Source organism: Streptomyces lothianensis, assembly GCF_047779955.1.
In the GTDB taxonomy this organism is placed as follows: Bacteria; Actinomycetota; Actinomycetes; order Streptomycetales; family Streptomycetaceae; genus Streptomyces.
Genome location: NZ_JBLMKT010000067.1, coordinates 79,936 through 96,526, shown reverse-complemented (window position 1 = coordinate 96,526; position 16,591 = coordinate 79,936). Strand labels below are relative to the sequence as shown.

General features: G+C 71.0%; 15 protein-coding genes. 2 read left to right on the top strand and 13 right to left on the bottom strand.

What is annotated here, in order from left to right:
* Positions 1 to 126: 126 nt before the first annotated feature.
* The 4 genes from ACLF6P_RS23395 to ACLF6P_RS23380 all read right to left on the bottom strand — a co-directional run bounded on the left by ACLF6P_RS23395 (position 127) and on the right by ACLF6P_RS23380 (position 4,791).
* Positions 127 to 1,344, bottom strand: coding sequence for a membrane dipeptidase (locus tag ACLF6P_RS23395; protein WP_415952677.1), 1,218 nt, complete (start codon positions 1,342 to 1,344; stop codon positions 127 to 129).
* Between the two features lie 312 nt (positions 1,345 to 1,656).
* The gene (locus tag ACLF6P_RS23390; RefSeq protein ID WP_415952617.1) at positions 1,657 to 2,919 is read right to left on the bottom strand and encodes a dipeptidase; all 1,263 of its coding nucleotides are present in this window, start codon (positions 2,917 to 2,919) and stop codon (positions 1,657 to 1,659) included.
* Positions 2,920 to 3,082: 163 nt separating this feature from the next.
* The gene (purE, locus tag ACLF6P_RS23385; protein WP_415952615.1) at positions 3,083 to 3,655 is read right to left on the bottom strand and encodes a 5-(carboxyamino)imidazole ribonucleotide mutase; all 573 of its coding nucleotides are present in this window, start codon (positions 3,653 to 3,655) and stop codon (positions 3,083 to 3,085) included.
* Positions 3,652 to 4,791 (bottom strand): 5-(carboxyamino)imidazole ribonucleotide synthase, encoded by a 1,140-nt coding sequence (locus ACLF6P_RS23380; protein WP_415952614.1) that lies wholly within the window; start codon positions 4,789 to 4,791, stop codon positions 3,652 to 3,654. The genes purE and ACLF6P_RS23380 overlap by 4 nt, the downstream gene beginning before the upstream one ends.
* Before the next feature lie 127 nt (positions 4,792 to 4,918).
* On the opposite strand from ACLF6P_RS23380, the gene ACLF6P_RS23375 reads away from it, so the two are divergent.
* Positions 4,919 to 5,410, top strand: a complete 492-nt coding sequence (locus ACLF6P_RS23375; RefSeq protein ID WP_415952613.1) for a GtrA family protein — start codon at positions 4,919 to 4,921, stop codon at positions 5,408 to 5,410.
* Between the two features lie 28 nt (positions 5,411 to 5,438).
* Here ACLF6P_RS23375 and ACLF6P_RS23370 read toward each other — a convergent pair whose 3' ends face one another.
* Entirely contained in the window at positions 5,439 to 6,713 is a 1,275-nt protein-coding gene (locus tag ACLF6P_RS23370; protein ID WP_415952612.1) for an ATP-binding protein, read from the bottom strand.
* A 71-nt stretch (positions 6,714 to 6,784) separates the two neighbouring features.
* Positions 6,785 to 7,462, bottom strand: a complete 678-nt coding sequence (locus ACLF6P_RS23365) for a response regulator transcription factor (RefSeq protein ID WP_415952610.1) — start codon at positions 7,460 to 7,462, stop codon at positions 6,785 to 6,787.
* 648 nt (positions 7,463 to 8,110) lie between these two features.
* Here ACLF6P_RS23365 and ACLF6P_RS23360 point away from each other — a divergent pair.
* Positions 8,111 to 9,628, top strand: coding sequence for a peptide MFS transporter (locus ACLF6P_RS23360; RefSeq protein ID WP_415952608.1), 1,518 nt, complete (start codon positions 8,111 to 8,113; stop codon positions 9,626 to 9,628).
* Between the two features lie 375 nt (positions 9,629 to 10,003).
* Here ACLF6P_RS23360 and ACLF6P_RS23355 read toward each other — a convergent pair whose 3' ends face one another.
* The 7 genes from ACLF6P_RS23355 to ACLF6P_RS23325 all read right to left on the bottom strand — a co-directional run bounded on the left by ACLF6P_RS23355 (position 10,004) and on the right by ACLF6P_RS23325 (position 16,418).
* Positions 10,004 to 10,477 carry a MarR family transcriptional regulator gene (locus tag ACLF6P_RS23355; protein ID WP_415952606.1) on the bottom strand — a complete coding sequence of 158 codons (474 nt, stop codon included), beginning with the start codon at positions 10,475 to 10,477 and terminating at the stop codon, positions 10,004 to 10,006.
* On the bottom strand, positions 10,474 to 10,968 hold the full coding sequence (locus ACLF6P_RS23350) for a MarR family winged helix-turn-helix transcriptional regulator (RefSeq protein ID WP_415952605.1): 495 nt from the start codon (positions 10,966 to 10,968) through the stop codon (positions 10,474 to 10,476). Before ACLF6P_RS23350 ends, ACLF6P_RS23355 begins: the two co-directional genes overlap by 4 nt.
* Positions 10,969 to 11,131: 163 nt before the next feature.
* Positions 11,132 to 12,487 (bottom strand): hypothetical protein, encoded by a 1,356-nt coding sequence (locus tag ACLF6P_RS23345; RefSeq protein WP_415952604.1) that lies wholly within the window; start codon positions 12,485 to 12,487, stop codon positions 11,132 to 11,134.
* A complete protein-coding gene (locus ACLF6P_RS23340; RefSeq protein WP_415952675.1) occupies positions 12,484 to 13,647 on the bottom strand; it encodes a hypothetical protein in 1,164 nt (387 codons plus the stop codon). The genes ACLF6P_RS23345 and ACLF6P_RS23340 overlap by 4 nt, the downstream gene beginning before the upstream one ends.
* A gap of 79 nt (positions 13,648 to 13,726) precedes the next feature.
* Positions 13,727 to 14,773 (bottom strand): COG1470 family protein, encoded by a 1,047-nt coding sequence (locus ACLF6P_RS23335; protein ID WP_415952603.1) that lies wholly within the window; start codon positions 14,771 to 14,773, stop codon positions 13,727 to 13,729.
* Positions 14,774 to 14,874: 101 nt separating this feature from the next.
* The gene (locus ACLF6P_RS23330; RefSeq protein ID WP_415952602.1) at positions 14,875 to 15,606 is read right to left on the bottom strand and encodes an LPXTG cell wall anchor domain-containing protein; all 732 of its coding nucleotides are present in this window, start codon (positions 15,604 to 15,606) and stop codon (positions 14,875 to 14,877) included.
* A 317-nt stretch (positions 15,607 to 15,923) separates the two neighbouring features.
* Positions 15,924 to 16,418: an ATP-binding protein gene (locus ACLF6P_RS23325; protein ID WP_415952601.1), complete on the bottom strand. Its 495-nt coding sequence runs from the start codon at positions 16,416 to 16,418 to the stop codon at positions 15,924 to 15,926.
* Positions 16,419 to 16,591 lie beyond the last annotated feature (173 nt).

Genomic DNA, 16,591 nt, shown 5'->3' with positions numbered 1-16,591 from the left:
CTCCCTGGGGGCCGAGCCCTTTTCAAGGCTACCGCTCCCCACTGACAGTCCCGGCTGACAGTCCCGGCTGACAACGCCCGCCGACAACGCCCCGCGCTCAGCCTCCCAGGCGCTCCACCGTCGCGCTCAGCCGTCCAGGCGTTCCACCGTCGCCGTCGACGGTGGTCTGCGCTGCTGGGCCGCGCGGGCCGTGAAGTCCGTGTCCCTGAGAATACGTTGGGCGTTGCCCCAGGTCAGAAGCGCGAGGTCGGGTTCGGGCCAGCCGCGGCGCAGTAGTTCGGCGATCAGGTCCGGGTAGCGCGAGGTGTCCTCGACGCCCTCGGCCGGCTGCTCCTCGGTGTCGTGCGCGCCGGAGAGCGCGACGCATGCGGGGCCCGCCACCTCGCGTACGTGGTCGAGGTGGTCCGCGACATCGGTGAGCGCCGGGCCGGTGCGGGCGCCCGCGCACGGGACCATGCACAGGCCCTTGTGCGTACGGAGGGCGGCGAGCGTCTCGTCCGTGAGGTTGGCCGGATGCGGGGTAAGGGTGGCGGCGCCCGAGCGGGAGAAGACCACCGGGGCCTTGGAGACGGCGAGGGCGCGTTCGGCCGTACGGGGTGAGCTGCCGCTGAGGTCGAGGAGGATGCCGAGGCGGTTGCACTCCCGTACGACCTCCTCACCGAAGCGGCTCAGGCCTTGATCACCGGCCCAGTGCGTCCCGTACAGGGCGAGGCTGCGGACGCCCAGCGCGTGCAGGGCGCGCAGGGTGGCGAGCGAGTCCGCGAGTGAGACGGCCTCCGCCGGGCCGAGCAGGCAGGCGATGCGGCCGTACGCGCGGGCGTCGGCGGCATCCGAAGGGGTGCGGGCCAGGCGCAGGGACTCGCGGTTGGCGTCGATGACGCGGGTGGCGAGGTCGACGAGGGTGAGGGTGGTGGGCAGGGCGCGCCCTCCGCGGTGCTCCTCGGGGAGCGCGAGGGACCAGAACATCGCGCCCACTCCGCCCATGCGCAGACGCGGGATGTCGGTGCGCAGGCTGCTTTCGCCCAGCTCCAGGTCGTACCAGCTGAGCTGGTGCAGGGCCCTGGGGAGGCCGCTGTGGCCGTCGGTGACGGGGTGGTGGGTGAGGAGGGTCTGGGCGGTTGCCCGGGGGGACGGGGGTTCTGTCGGGAGCTGTGTCCGAGGCTGTGTCGGGGGTTCGGCCGGGGGTTCCGTCGAGGGTTCTGTTCGGGGTTCGGCCGGGCCCGCGTGGGGTGCCTGCGGCTCGGGGAGCGTCTGCTCGGCAAGGGCCGGCGGTGTACCGGTCCTGGGCTCGTCCAGTTGGACGGCCTCTCCTGAGGCCGTCGAGTCAAGGTGCAGATCGGCCATGGGGACTCCGGTCACGTGGGGCGCGTACAGCCCACCGTGGCATGCGGTCGCCGGTCCGACCCGTCGGCTGGTGCGTCCGGGGTACGTGGGCTTACGCCCCACCCCCCCCCGTGGGCACCCCCCGGGGGGGTGGGGCCCAGTGGCGGGCGGGCCTTCTGTGCGAAGCACCCCACGGGTGGGTTGGGCCAGATGTGCGATGCGCCCACGGGTGGCTGAGCCACCCCGGGGGCTTCGCCCGCTGGCCCCCCTGTCGCGCTGAACGCGCTCGTCCTCAAACGCCGGAGGGGCTGGAATGCTGGACCGAGCCCGTCCTCAAACCCCAGCCGGGCTGGAGGTGCCGTCCAGGTCGGTCAGGGTCGCGTTGGACGGGCCCCGGCGGGACTGCAGGTCCTCGGCGACGGATTCTGCGTCTCGTAGGGCGCGGACCGCGTTGGACCAGGTCAGCTTGGCGAGGTCGGGGGTGGACCAGCCGCGGTGGAGGAGTTCGGCGATGAGGTTGGGGTACCCGGCCACGTCGTCGAGGCCGGACGGCGTGAACGCCGTGCCGTCGTAGTCGCCGCCGATGCCGATGTGGTCGATGCCGGCCACCTCGCGCATGTGGTCGAGGTGGTCGGCGACGGTGGCGACCGTCGCGACCGGGCGCGGGTTCGCGGCCTCGAAGGCGCGGTGGATCGCCATCGCCTCGGGGGTGGTGTCGAGGTGGTGGCGCCCGTGGGCGCGCATGTTCTCGTCGGCGGCCTTCGTCCAGGCGACGGCCTCGGGGAGGATGAACTTGGGCACGAACGTGGCCATCGCCACGCCCCCGTTCGCGGGCAGCCGCTCCAGGACGTCGTCGGGGATGTTGCGCGGGTGGTCGCAGATCGCGCGCGAGGAGGAGTGGGAGAAGATGACCGGCGCGGCGGACTCGTCGAGTGCGTCGCGCATCGTCGTGGCCGCGACGTGGGAGAGGTCGACGAGCATGCCTGTGCGGTTCATCTCGCGGACCACTTCACGGCCGAAGGCCGAGAGACCGCCGACGCCCACCGAGTCGGTCGCCGAGTCCGCCCAGGCGATGTTGTCGTTGTGCGTGAGCGTCATGTAGCGCACGCCGAGCGCGTACAGCGCGCGCAGGGTGGCCAGGGAGTTGTTGATGGAGTGGCCGCCCTCGGCGCCCTTGAGGGAGGCGATACGGCCTTCGCCGCGGGCCTTCTCCATGTCGTCGGCGGTCAGCGCGCGGACCAGGTCCTTCGGGTACGCGGCCAGCAACTGGTCCACGCAGTCCATCTGTTCCAGCGTCGCGCTGACCGCGTCCTCTCCGGCCATGTCGCTGCGTACGTACACCGACCAGAACTGCGCTCCGACGCCGCCGGCCCGCAGGCGCGGAAGGTCGGTGTGCAGCCTGCCGCGCTGGTCGCGGGCGATGTCGAACTTCCCGAGGTCGTAGCGCGCGTGCTCGCGCAGCGCCCACGGCAGGTCGTTGTGCCCGTCGACGACGGGATGTTCGGACAGCAGGTCCAGGGCCTGGGAGAGGTACGGGGAAGGATCCGGCGAGCGGTGCGGCGGGCGGTCGGCGGAGGCGGGGTCCGGGGAAGTCATGGAGACAACCTAACCGGGGCGACGTGACGTCCCCGGTCGCGGCCTCCGCACCTCCCGGGTCCATGCGTCCGCACCTCCGGGGTCCATGCGTCCGCACCTCCGGGGTCGATGCATCCGCACATACCCGAACCCGGCGTTCGTGCTTCCCCGGCCCCCGCGGCCGCTACTTCGTGAAGCCGAAGGCCCCGTTGCCCACCGCCTTGGCGCGCAGCCGGCGGCCCTTCTCGGTTGCCTGTTCGCCCAGCTCCTGCTGGAACTCGCGCATGCGGGAGAGGAGTTCCGGATCGTGCGCGGCGAGCATGCGTGCGGCGAGCAGTCCGGCGTTACGGGCGCCGCCCACGGAGACGGTGGCGACGGGAACGCCGGCCGGCATCTGCACGATGGAGAGGAGGGAGTCCATGCCGTCGAGGTATTTCAGCGGCACGGGTACGCCGATCACCGGCAGCGGGGTCACCGAGGCGAGCATGCCCGGGAGATGGGCCGCTCCCCCGGCTCCGGCGATGATCGCCTTGAGGCCGCGGTCGGCCGCTTCCTCGCCGTACGCGATCATCTCGCGCGGCATCCGGTGTGCGGAGACGACGTCGACCTCGTAGGGGATCTCGAATTCGGCGAGCGCCTGCGCGGCCGCCTCCATGACGGGCCAGTCGGAGTCCGAGCCCATGACGATGCCGACGACGGGCCCGGCGGCGCGCTCGCCGGACCGGCCGTCGGCGCCGTTCTCGCTGCGTTCGCTCATTCGGTGATCGTTCCTCGCAGGTAGCCGGCCGCGTGGTGCGCGCGCTCCAGCGCGTCGTCCAGGTCGTCGCCGTAGGTGTTGACGTGGCCGACCTTGCGGCCGGGCTTCACGTCCTTGCCATACATGTGGATCTTGAGCTGGGGGTCGCGTGCCATGCAGTGCAGGTACGCGGAGTACATGTCGGGGTAGTCGCCGCCGAGCACGTTCGCCATGACGGTCCACTTCGCGCGCGGGCGCGGGTCGCCGAGCGGCAGGTCGAGCACGGCGCGTACGTGGTTGGCGAACTGGGAGGTGACGGCGCCGTCCTGGGTCCAGTGCCCGGAGTTGTGGGGGCGCATCGCGAGTTCGTTGACGAGGATCGCGCCGTCGGCGGTCTCGAAGAGTTCGACGGCGAGGTGGCCGATGACACCGAGTTCGTCGGCGATGCGCAGGGCCAGTTCCTGGGCCTCGACCGCGAGTTCCGCAAGGAGGTCGGGGGCGGGGGCGATCACCGTGTCGCAGACACCGTCGACCTGGCGGGATTCGACGACCGGGTAGGCGACGGCCTGCCCGTGCGGGGAGCGGACGACGTTGGCGGCGAGTTCGCGTACGAAGTCGACCTTCTCCTCGGCGAGGACCGGGACGCCGGCCTTGAAGGGCTCGGCGGCGTCCGCCTCGGAGCGGACGAACCACACGCCCTTGCCGTCGTAGCCGCCGCGGACCGTCTTGAGGATGACGGGGAAGCCCCCGCCCTCCTCGGCGAAGGCGCGGACATCCGCCGCGTCGCGCACGATGCGGTGGCGCGGGCAGGGCGCGCCGAGCGCGGTGAGGCGCTCGCGCATCGCGCCCTTGTCCTGCGCGTGCCGGAGCGCCTCGGGCCCGGGGCGTACGGCGATGCCGTCGGCCTCCAGGGCGCGCAGGTGCTCGAGCGGCACATGCTCGTGGTCGAAGGTGATCACGTCACAGCCGCGCGCGAACTCGCGCAGCGTGGCCAGGTCGCGGTAGTCGCCGATGACGACATCGCCGACGACCTGCGCCGCGGAATCCGTGGGGGTGTCACTGAGGAGCTTGAACTTGATGCCGAGCGGGATGCCTGCTTCGTGCGTCATGCGCGCGAGCTGCCCTCCGCCGACCATGCCGACTACCGGGAACGTCACATCCTCCAGAGTAAAGGGCCTCCGGATACGTAGTGACCTACGAGTCCTGCGTCACATCTCACAGTCTGGTTAGCATGGCGTGCACGACCGGACGGGGGAGACCACGGAACGAGGCTGAACGACCACCATGAGCAATCGGGGCGCCCTGCGCGCACACTCCTTGCGCGCACGGCTGGACCGGCTCTGGCGGGAACTCATGAAGTTCGGCGCCGTGGGCGGGGTCGGCATGCTCGTCAACCTCGGCGTCTTCAATCTGCTGCGGCACACCACGGAGATTCCGGTGGTGCGCGCCTCGATGATCGCCACGTTCGTGGCCATTTGCACGAATTACATCGGCTTCCGGTATTTCACCTACCGGGATCGCGACAAGAGCGGCCGCACGCGGGAGATGGGTCTGTTCTTCCTGTTCTCCGCCGTGGGGCTCGTGATCGAGAACGGCGTGCTGTACGCGGCCACGTACTGGGCGGGCTGGGACACTCCGCTGCAGTCCAACGTGTTCAAGTTCGTCGGGATCGGGGTCGCGACGCTGTTCCGGTTCTGGTCCTACCGCACCTGGGTGTTCCGGACGCTGCCGCCCGAGACGGCGGAGAGCCGACCGCGCGCCTCCGCCACTCTCTGACCGTGCGAGGTCATCTGACCGTACGAGGTCATCTGACCGTACGGGGCCGGTCGTCCTCGTCCGGGGCCGGCGGGGTGTTGGACAGGAACAGGCCGAAGACCGGGGGCCGCGCCTGGAGCATCTCCAGGCGGCCGCCGTCGGCCTCCGCCAGGTCGCGGGCCACGGCGAGGCCGATGCCGGTGGAGTTGCGGCCGCTGATGGCCCGCTCGAAGATCCGCGTGCCGAGGTCCGCCGGGACGCCCGGGCCCTCGTCGGTGACCTCGATGACGACCTGGTTGCCGGCGACGCGGGTGCGCAGGGCCACGGTGCCGCCGCCGTGCATCAGGGAGTTCTCGATCAGGGCGGCGAGCACCTGGGCGACCGCGCCCGGGGTGCCGACGGGCCGCAGATGCTGCTTGCCGGAGTGGACGATGGCGCGGCCCGCGCTGCGATAGGCCGGGCGCCACTCCTCCAGCTGCTGTTTGACGACCTCGTCGAGGTCGAAGGCGACGGCGGAACCGGTGCGGGGATCGCGCGAATTGGTGAGCAGGCGCTCCACGACATCGGTGAGGCGCTCCACCTGGGTGAGCGCGATGGTCGCCTCCTCCTTCACGGTCTCCGGATCATCGGTGAGCGTGATCTCCTCCAGGCGCATGGAGAGCGCGGTCAGCGGCGTACGGAGCTGGTGGGAGGCGTCGGCGGCGAGGCGGCGTTCGGCGGTGAGCATGCGGGCGATGCGCTCGGCGGAGGAATCGAGCACATCGGCGACGCGGTCGAGTTCGGGGACGCCGTAGCGCTTGCGGCGGGGGCGGGGGTCGCCGGAGCCGAGGCGTTCGGCGGTCTCGGCGAGGTCGGTGAACGGGGAGGTGAGGCGGTTCGCCTGGCGTACGGCGAGCAGGACCGCGGCGATCACGGCGAGGGCGGCGACCGCGGCGATCATCAGGAGGGTGCGCCAGACCTCGTTGGTGACGGTGGAACGGGGTTCCTGGACGGTGACGGTCTCGCCCTGTTCGCCGCGCTCGGTGGCCTGGATGACATCGCCGACCGGCCGCTCGCCGATGACGATCGGCTCGCTGCGGCCGGGGATCTCGACGACGGCGTAGCGCGCGCCCTCGACCTGGTCGGCGAGGACCTCGGCGGTGATCTGCTCGTGCCCGAGGATCCGCGAGTCGACGATGGACGCGAGCCGCACGGCCTCGGAGTCCACGCGCTCCTGCGCACTGGTGGTGATGGTCCGCGTCTCGACGATGACGAGGGAGACCCCGAAGACGGCGATGACGACGAGCACGACGGCAAGGGTGGAGTTGATGAGCCGACGCCGCACGTTTGTCCTTTCCTACGGGGGTGGGCACCGCGCCCGACCGGCGTGGCGCCCATCGCCCCGTACAGAGGGCTTCAGCTCTTCTCGAAGCGGAAGCCCACGCCGCGCACCGTGGCGATGTAGCGCGGGTTCGCCGCGTCGTCGCCGAGCTTCTTGCGGAGCCAGGAGATGTGCATGTCCAGCGTCTTCGTGGAGGACCACCACGTCGTGTCCCAGACCTCGCGCATCAGCTGGTCGCGGGTGACGACGCGGCCCGCGTCGCGGACGAGGACCCGCAGCAGGTCGAACTCCTTGGCGGTGAGCTGGAGCTCCTCCTCGCCCATCCAGGCCCGGTGCGATTCGACGTCGATCCGTACGCCGTGGGTCGCGGGCGCCTCCTTCACCTCGGCGGCGCCGCGCCGCAGCAGCGCGCGGACGCGGGCGAGGAGTTCGGCGAGGCGGAAGGGCTTGGTGACGTAGTCGTCGGCGCCGGCGTCGAGGCCGACCACGGTGTCCACCTCGTCCGCGCGGGCGGTCAGGATGAGGATCGGGATGGCGTGTCCGTCGCCGCGCAGGCGGCGGGCGACTTCGAGGCCGTCCATACCGGGCAGGCCCAGGTCGAGGACCACGAGGTCGATTCCGCCCTGCAGGCCCGCGTCGAGGGCGGTCGGTCCGTCTTCGCGTACCTCGACCTCGTAACCCTCCCTGCGCAGGGCGCGGGCCAGCGGCTCCGAGATGGACGCGTCGTCCTCGGCGAGCAGTACACGGGTCATGCCCTGATGGTAGTCGTCCGGATCCACGGCCCGCCGGGCATCCCGCAGGGCTCCCGAGCGACCTCGCTTCTGTCTCCGGAGCGGGCTGGCGCCACCCTCCGGAGGCGGACACGTCGCGCCTGTGCGGCGGCCCGTGCGGCGGCCTGCGGGGCGGCGTACGCATCCGGAGGTAAGGCAGGAAGCAATGCCGAAAGCCGCATTCGCCGTGAAGGCCACCCGCCCCTGTGAGTCTGCGGGAGTTTTCCATGAGTTACCTTCGAATCACTGGATCGGTTCCAGAAAATCTTGTGATCCAGCTCTCAAATCCTTCCATAGGGCACCTACATCTTCTTATGGTGTCCGAACGCCTATAACTGCAGATGGGACTTATGGACTGACTGGTCAGCCAAAGTCCGCCATGCACGCGGAGCCGCCCCATCGGCCCCGTACCAGTGATTGACCTATGGGCCGGGCCCCGTACGCCAGAACGCGCACGGGGCGTGGATCCCGGAGCGCTCCGCTCACTTCCTCGCGCCGAGGCACCCTTGTGCCTGCGGCGGCGGGGCCCTCTGGCGTGGGGAGAGCCGAGCCGCACCGGTGCCGGCCACCCCCACCGGGCGCGCAGCAGGCTCATGTCTGCGGCGCGTCCCGAACGAACAAGGAACGACCATGGCGTCCAGCCTGACGAAGGATTCCGCCCCGCACGGCGAGAAGACCTTCTTCGGCCACCCCCGCGGCCTGGCCACACTCTTCATGACCGAGATGTGGGAGCGCTTCTCCTACTACGGCATGCGCGCACTGCTCGTCCTCTACCTGGTCTCCGGCGGCGCGGACGCCGCGACGGGCTCCCAGGGCGGCGGGCTCGCCTACACGGCCGCGGCGGCCACGGCGATCTACTCGGTCTACGTGTCGGTGGTGTACCTCTTCACGCTGCCGGGCGGCTGGTTCGGTGACCGTGTCTGGGGCGCCCGCAAGACGGTGGCCATCGCGAGCGTCGTGATCGTCGCCGGTCACGTCAGCCTCGCGCTGCCCACGCAGGTGATGTTCTTCGTCGGTCTGGCCCTCGTGGCCGTCGGCTCGGGTCTGCTGAAGGCCAACATCTCCACGATGGTCGGCCAGCTCTACGCCGACCCGAAAGACACCCGCCGTGACGGCGGCTTCACCATCTTCTACATGGGCATCAACCTGGGTGCCTTCGCCGCTCCGTTCGCGATCGGCATCCTCGGCGAGAAGGTCAACTGGCACCTCGGCTTCGGTCTCGCCGCGGTCGGTATGGCGCTCGGCGCCCTCCAGTTCATGATCGGTTCGCGTCACCTCGCCCCGGTCTCCAGCGAGGTCCCGAACCCGCTGACCGCCCCCGAGAAGCGCGCCGTCATCAGCAGGACGCTCACCGCCGTCGCGGTCGTCGCCGCCTTCTACCTGCTCGTCGCCTTCACCGGCGTCTGGGACCTGACCCTGAACTGGGCGCTGCTGCCCATCACGGTCATCGGTCTGGTCGTCCCGATCGCCGTGATCGCCCGCATCAAGCGCGACAAGGAGCTGACGGGCGAGGAGCAGAGCAAGATGAACGCGTTCATCTGGTTCTTCGTCGCCGCCGCCATCTTCTGGATGATCTACGACCAGGGCGGTTCGACGCTCTCGCTCTTCGGTGACACCTCCACCGAACGTTCGATCTTCGGCTGGGAGATGCCGAACACGCTGTTCCAGTCGCTGAACCCGCTGTTCGTCATGATCTTCGCGCCGGTCTTCGCCGCGGTCTGGATCGCTCTGGCGCGCCGCAACCGCGAGCCCAACACGGTCGTGAAGTTCTCCCTCGGTCTGCTGATCATCGGTGCCTCGTTCTTCGTCTTCCTGATCCCGATGGGCATGGCGGGCGACGGCAAGGTCACCATGTGGTGGCTGGTGCTGATCTTCCTGATGCACACCATGGCCGAGCTGTGCCTCTCGCCGGTGGGTCTGTCGCTGACCACCAAGATGGCGCCGGCGAAGTATGCCTCCCAAATGATGGGTGTCTTCTTCCTCGCGGTCACCGCCGGTGACTCCGTGACCGGCATGCTCTCCATCGCCGGTGCGGACCTCAACACGCAGGGCGTCGTCGCCTTCGAGGCCGCCGCCGCGGTCCTGGCCGGCTTCGCGATCTACATGTCGCGCAAGAAGGTCAAGGCGCTGATGGGCGACGTCCACTGACGTAGCTCCTCGACGTCCGTCCCGTACGGGACGAGCGAAGGGCCGCCGCACCACTCGGTGCGGCGGCCCTTCGGGCTTTCCGGAACCCTTGACCCACACCTCTTCTAACCTGTTGAAGCTGGAGGACCTGGAAGACACCGTCGCCATCCTCGAGCTCGAACTCCGCCGTGCACGCGGCGAACAGATCGAGACGCGGGCAGCTCGTGGTTCTGGTCATTCACGTCAGCCGCACCTACGGCTGATCCGCCCGGCGGTCAGACGGGAGGCCGAGCAAGCCGGTGGGAGGCCGGGCACGCCCGTGAGAGGCCGGGCACGCCCGTGAGAGGCCGGGCACGCCGGTGGGAGGCCGGGCACGCCTGCCCGCTTGCGGACTTGTCAGGCTCGCGCCGCCAGTTCCGCGTTGGCGCGCTCCGCGACCAGGGTGAGGACGCGTCCCGCGGCGGCGAGGTCCTCGGCGGGGATGCCGCCCCAGATGCGGGCGGAGACGGGGGCCGTTTCCGCCGCGACGGCGGCGAGCAGCTCGCGCCCCGCATCCGTGGGGCGAAGATATGTGCCCTCTTCGGCGAGCAACCGCTTGGCAAGGAGTGCGTCGAGAACGGTACGGATACCGGCCGGATCGGCCTTGAGAAAGCCCTGGACCTGGGCGACGAGCGCATCCCGCGTCTGCGGGGTCCCGGCGGTGAGGGCGGCACGCAGGGCGATCTGCTCCTGGAAGGTGATGCCGTGCCCGGCCAGGACGCGCTCCAGGACACCGCGGGCGGCGTAGTGGGCCAGGCCGAGGGCCCGGGCGTCGGCGTGGGGGCCGGTGGCGGATGCGGCGGTGGGCGTGGTGGCGGGTGTCATGGTCATGGTGCCGTCTCCTGAGTCTTCTCGTTGTTCGGTACGGAAGGTGCGAGAGGTACGTCGAGCAGGGTCGTCAGCTCGTCGGTGAATGCGCGCGTCCGGGCGGCGTCGAGGCCGCCGAGCGGCTCCAGGAGCCGCTGGAGCAGTTCCTGGACCGCCTCGATGGCCTGCCGCGTGACGGCCTCGCCCTGCTCGGTGAGGGAAAGCTGCACGGCACGCGGGTCGCGGGGGTCGCGGGTGCGCTCGATCAGGCCGGACGCCTCCAGGGCGCGGGCCAGTTTCGAGACGTACAGCGCCTCCAGGCCGGTGTGGTCGGCGAGCCGCCGCTGACTGGGCCGCTCGCCGGTGCGCTGCATGCCGTACAGCGAGGCGACCAGCGCGTACTGCGCGTGCGTGAGGCCCAGCGGGGCCACCGCGCGGTCGACCGCGACGCGCCACTTGTTGGCGAGCCGCCATACGAGGAAACCGGGCGTGGGGCCCGGCGAAGCTTTACCCATGAGCGATAGATTACATGGCTACTATCGCCATGGCTACTATTTTCGAGATGTCCGGAGGGCGTCGGAAGGCGCCGGAGGGCATCGGAAGACTTCGGAAGACTTCGGAAGACATACGAGGGCCGGGCACCCCTCGCTGCGGAGGGGTGCCCGGCCCGTGAAGCACCTACTGCGTGCGCCGCCGCGGCATGAACGTGAAGACCGCGCCGCCGAGCAGGATCACCGTGCCGGCGACCAGGGCGAGGGCGCGCAGGGCGCCGTCGTCCGAGGAGCCGGTGTCGGCGAGGCCGCCGCCACTCGCCGGGGAGCCGCCCGCCGCGCCGCCCGCGGCGGTGGAGCCGCCGGCCACGCCGCCCTGGTCGGTGACGTCGAGCATCAGGGAGACGGAGGTCTTCGTCGCCTTGCACGGGATGACGATCGGGTCAGAGCCGGCCGCCAGCGTGACGCTGATCGTCAGGTCACCGGGGCTGAGTTCGGCCTTGCCCTCCGCGCCCGGCTTGTACGTGCCCTTCATGGGCTCCAGGGACACCGGGTCCCCGGCCTCGATCGGCTCCGGGTTGGGGGCGCCCTCGACCTTGACCGCGCCCTTGTCGTCGCCACCCACCTTGACCTGCATGGACGACTTCATCGCTCCGGCGGGCAGTGCGGCCGGGCTGTCCATCACGCCCTCGCCGGTGGTGACGGTGAGGTCGTAGTTCTCGCCGTTCTTCTTGGCGTCGATGGTCGCCGAGCCCTCGATCTTCGCCGGTCCCGGCGAGGTGCACTCGAAGGTCGTGGCGACCTCCTTGCCCGGGAAGTCGGTCTCGCCCGGGTCGGCTCCCCCGCTGTCGCCCCCGCTGTCGCCGCCGGTGGTCGTCGTCCCACCGGCGGTCGTGGTCCCACCGGACGTCGTGGTACCACCGGATGCCGTGGTGCCGCCCGAGGTCGTGGTGCCGCCCTGTGAGCCGCCCGAGGTCGTGGTGCCGCCGGAGCCGCCGCTCCCGTCGGTCACGTCGATGGTGACCGCGACGGGCGGGCCCTCCAGCGGAACGCACTCGGTGTCCACGCTCATGCCCAATACCTTGGCGTTGATGTTGTAGTCGCCCGGCGTGAGGGTGACCTCGCCGGCGGCCGTCAACTTGAACGTCCCCTTCATGTCGGCGAGTTCCATGTCGCCGCCCTTGGGGATCGGCGGGTTCTCCCGCGGCCCCTCCATCGCGATGTCCGCCGTCTGCGCGCCGGCCGCCTTGAGGACGCCGGTCGGCTTGAGCGAGTTCTCGGGCAGGGCGATGATGTCGGGGTTCTTCGACGCGGCCTCGGTGAACTTCCAGACCACCTCGATCTCGTCGCCGACCTTCGCCTCGGCCGGGGCCGTGATGTCGGCGATGGTGGTGCCCTCGATCGGGTCCGAGCCCATGCTGGGCGTGCACTTGGTCTTCCAGCTGACCTCGGCCGCCTGCGCGGGCGCTGCGGTCAGCAGGATTCCCGCGCCGCCGAGCATGAGCGCGACGCCCAGCGCGCTCACTCTCCGTTGAGTTCTCACGTGGTGCCCTTCCTCTCGGATGCCCCGGTGACACCGGGGCTGTTGTCTGTGGGATCGGGGCGGTTCTCTTGCGGTGCGGAGTGCTGTACGGATTGCGGTGCGGAGTGCTGTACGGATTGCGGTGCGGAGTGCTGTGCCGGTGGGGCCGGCGCGGTGTCCGGGGTGAACCACGGCAGGGTGGCGGTGGATCCGCTCCCGTTCGAGGTCGCCGCGGAGTTCTGTGCGGGGACGGAGACCGGGGTGTCCGGCTCGGCCCGGGGGCGCCGCGGGGCGCGCGGCTGCGTCCGGTCGCCGCCGCCGAACGGACCGACCTTCGGCAGCTTCGCGGTGACATCCGCGAGCCACCGCGGCTTGTTGCCCTTGCGTCGCGGGCGTACGCGGTCGACGACGGCCATGCCGATACGGAACACGGCGGCCGGTACGACGATGCAGAGCAGGATCCAGAACAGCGTCACGCCCCAGGGCCGCGGCACGTCCCAGGGCTGTTCGACGAGCACCTTGTCGCCGTACTGCAGGGAGACGCGATAGTCGCCGTGCGCGCCGGCGCCGAGCTGGACGGAGAGCTCCACCCGGGCCTTCTTGCCGGGTTCGATGGTGCCCTTCCACTGCTGCTCCTCCCACTGCGGCGCGAGGACGCCGTGCGAGGTGCCGACCTTGAAGAGGGGGTCCTTGACCGGGGCCGAGCCCAGATTGCCCATGGTGACGACGAGTCTGCGGCTCTGCGGGGCGCCGAACCAGTTGAGGAGGCCGCTGTCTCCTTCGAGCCGGGCGGCGGCGAGCACGGCGAGCCTGCCGCCGTCCGTCTGCTCGGGCAGCGCCTTGACCGGGTGCCCGGCGACCTTGAACGGCACCTGGGCGTCGGCCCGCTCGCCGGTCACGGTGGACACGTTGATGACACAGGGGCAGGCCTTGGGCGGTTCGGCGACCGGGATCTTCCGTTTGAAGGCGCCCTGGCCGTCGGCGTTGAGGGCGACGCCCTCGGGGTTGGCGCAGGCGTTGGTGCCGCCGATCATGTTCTGGCCGCAGATGAGGATCATCACGAGCGCGCCGGGCTCCCAGCCCTCGCCGCTGACGGTGACGTCACCGCCCTTGCCCGCCTCCTTCTTGTCGACGCTCACGGTCGGCTTCTCGGCGGCACCGGCGCTGTGCGGGGGGAGCATGGCGAACGCCAGGGCCGCGAGGAGCACGCCCACCCACGGGCGCAGCCGCCCAGGGCGTGTGTGGTGGTCGACGTTCACTTCACTTCCCCCGTCCCTGTGGACCCTGCTGTGCGGAATCTGCGGAATCTGCGGAACCCGCGGAATCCCCGCGATTCCCGGACACGCCCGCTCCCGCGCTCACGGGCACCGGCACCGGCACCGGCCGTTCTTCGGGCTGCTGGAGCTCCGCGGCGAACCCGGCGATGGCGCGCCTGCGCCGTACGGTGAAGACGGCGAGGGCCGTGCAGCCCGCGGCCAGGGCGGCGCCGCCGAGCACGCCCGTCCACGGCACGAGGCGTATGTCGGCCCCCGCACTGTCCTGCGCGGCTCCCTCTGCGGAGACGGTGAGCTCGACCCGTACGGCGTCGAAGGCGGGGCGCTCGCTCCAGGGCTCGCGGAGGCTCACCTTGCGGCCGGGCAGCAGCTCCACGTCCAGCGGGCGCGCGGCCCGGTCGAGCACCTCGCCGAAGAGGCCTTCGGCGTGTACGGCGAGCTTCGGCGTGAGCACCGTATTGCCGCGGTTGACCAGGGCGTACGAGATCGAGTCGCCGTCGATCGTCACGTCCTCGACGGTGACGGCCGACAGGGACGGGCCGCTGACCCGCAGATGCACCCGCACCCCCGCCTTGCGTCCGGCCGCCTCGGCAATGAGCGCGGCGGGATGGTCGCCGGGCGTCGCGCCGCCCGGGACCGCGACCGTGAACGGGATCTCGGCGCGGGTGCGCGGCGGGATCCGCACCTCGTCGTCGGCGAGGCTCAGCCAGCTCTGCGGCCCCCTGCCGTCCCGCGATTCCCCCACCGCGAAGGAGCCGTCCTCCTCGTTGTAGGCCTCGGCGGCGCGCAGTCTCACCGTGAGCGGCTTGCTGTCCGGGTTGGTCACGGTGACGGTGTCCTGGAGGACGGTGCCCGGCCCGCCCTCCATGTAGAAGGCGGGCCGCCCGTCCCCGGCGGCGCGGCCGCCGCTGCCGGAGGACGGGGCGAGCGACCAGCCGTCGCCCTCGTCCGCCGCCGCGCCCGCCGCGGGCAGGCCGACGAGTCCCGTCAGGGCGAGCAGGCATACGACGGCGAGACGGTGGGCGTGATGCATCGGCGGCTCCAAGTGCTGTGCTTCACGGGCGCGTTGAGCGGTCCGTACGGCCATACCGATCCGTACGGCCGTACCGATCCGTATGGCCGTACCGACTCGTGCTACCGCCGTGCCGTCTGCCCGCGCCGGGTCAGCCACAGCACGCCGCCCGCGCCCACCAGGAGCACCGTGGCACCGAGCGTGCCGAGGGCGAGCGCGGAGTCCTCCGGGCCGGTCTGCGGCAGTTCGCTGCCGCCGTCCGGTGCGGAGGCCTTGTCGCCGCTCGATCCGCCGTCACCGGATCCGCCGCCGCTGCCGCCGCCCGAGCCCTTGACGTCGAGTTCGAGGGACGGCTTGGGGTTGTTGCTCGCCTTGCAGACGGTCTTGGTCTGCATCGCCTCGATGTTCAGGGTGCCCGCGGTGAAGGTGACCTTGCCGCTCCCCTTCGGCGTGTACGTGCCCGTCATCGGGTGGATCTTGATGGGGGTGTTCGCCGGGATCTCCGCCGGATTGCCGCCCGCCGTGGCCTTGACGGTGCCGCTCTCGGCACCGCCGAGTTTCAGCTCGATGCTGGGCTTCATCACGCCCTTGGGGAGGGCGACCGGGCTGGAGGAGACGCCCTTGTTGAAGGTGACCGTGAGCTTGTACCCGTTGCCGCTCTTCTCGGCCTTGATGTCGACGGGCGAGACGGCCTCCTTCGGGCCGATCGGCGTCTCGCACTTGTAGTCGACGTCCACCACGGTGGCGTGCGCTGCGGGGGCGGCCATCAGTACCGCCGAGCCGGCCAGGGCCGCGGCCAGGGCGGCCCTCGAAACACGCCCTGGAAGCGCGGCGGCGCTTTTCTGGTACGACACCTCGAGTTCCCCTCATGCCGGGAGTGCGGCCGCCGTTTCCCGGGGTCCTGCACCCCTGCAGGTTACTGACGGCACATCAGATTGGGCGCTCAAGGTACGCCCGGTGCCAAGACATGGGAAGACAAACAGCGAAGAGGTTTGGAGGAGGTCCGTGACCGCGCTTCCACCTGCAGGCGAGGCGGGCGGGACACCTCGCGCGGGGCGGTTCGGGCCGCGCAGGAGAGTGGAGGGGGCGCAGGAGAGTGGAGTCCGGCGCAGGAGAGTGAAGGGGAGCGCAGGAGAGGCGAGCCCTGGCCCGCAGGAGGGGCCGGACGGCGCTATACGGGAGAGGCGAGCTCGGCCCAGACGGTCTTGCCCGCGACCCCGGGAGTGCGGACAACACCCCAGTCGAGACAGAGGCGTTGGACTATGAACATGCCGTGGCCGCCGGGGCGGCCCGCCCGGTGTGGAGTACGGGGAGCGGGACTGCCCGCGCCCTGGTCCGAGACCTCCAGGCGCAGCACCTTGCCGTCGGAGCCGATCCACAGCTCACGCGCGCCCTCGGCGTGCAGGCAGGCGTTGGTGACCAGCTCGGAGACGACGAGCAGGACGTCCTCGGCGGCGGCGCGGTGCTCGGCGGTCGCGGCGGGCAGCCAGCCCCATTCGTAGAGGGTCTGCCGGGTGAAGTCGCGCGCGAGGGGTACGACACCGCTCTGGCCTTCGAGGTTGAGCCGGCGCACCTGGGCACGGGCGGGTGCGGCATCCGGGTCCGGTCCTGCGGCACCGGACTCCGGACCGCGGTCGCCCGGCGAGAGGGGCCGGGTGGTGCTCATCAGCGCTTCACCTCACCGATTCACCAGTCGTAGTTCCCGCGGGGCCTCACACCCCGCGCACAGCTGTTCTGTTCGTGGGCCGCATCGAGCGGTTCCGATGCGTCTCCTGCCCGCCCGTTCCGGACGAACACCGTTTCCCGGCCACGGAAAATGTGACGCCCATTACGTACGGG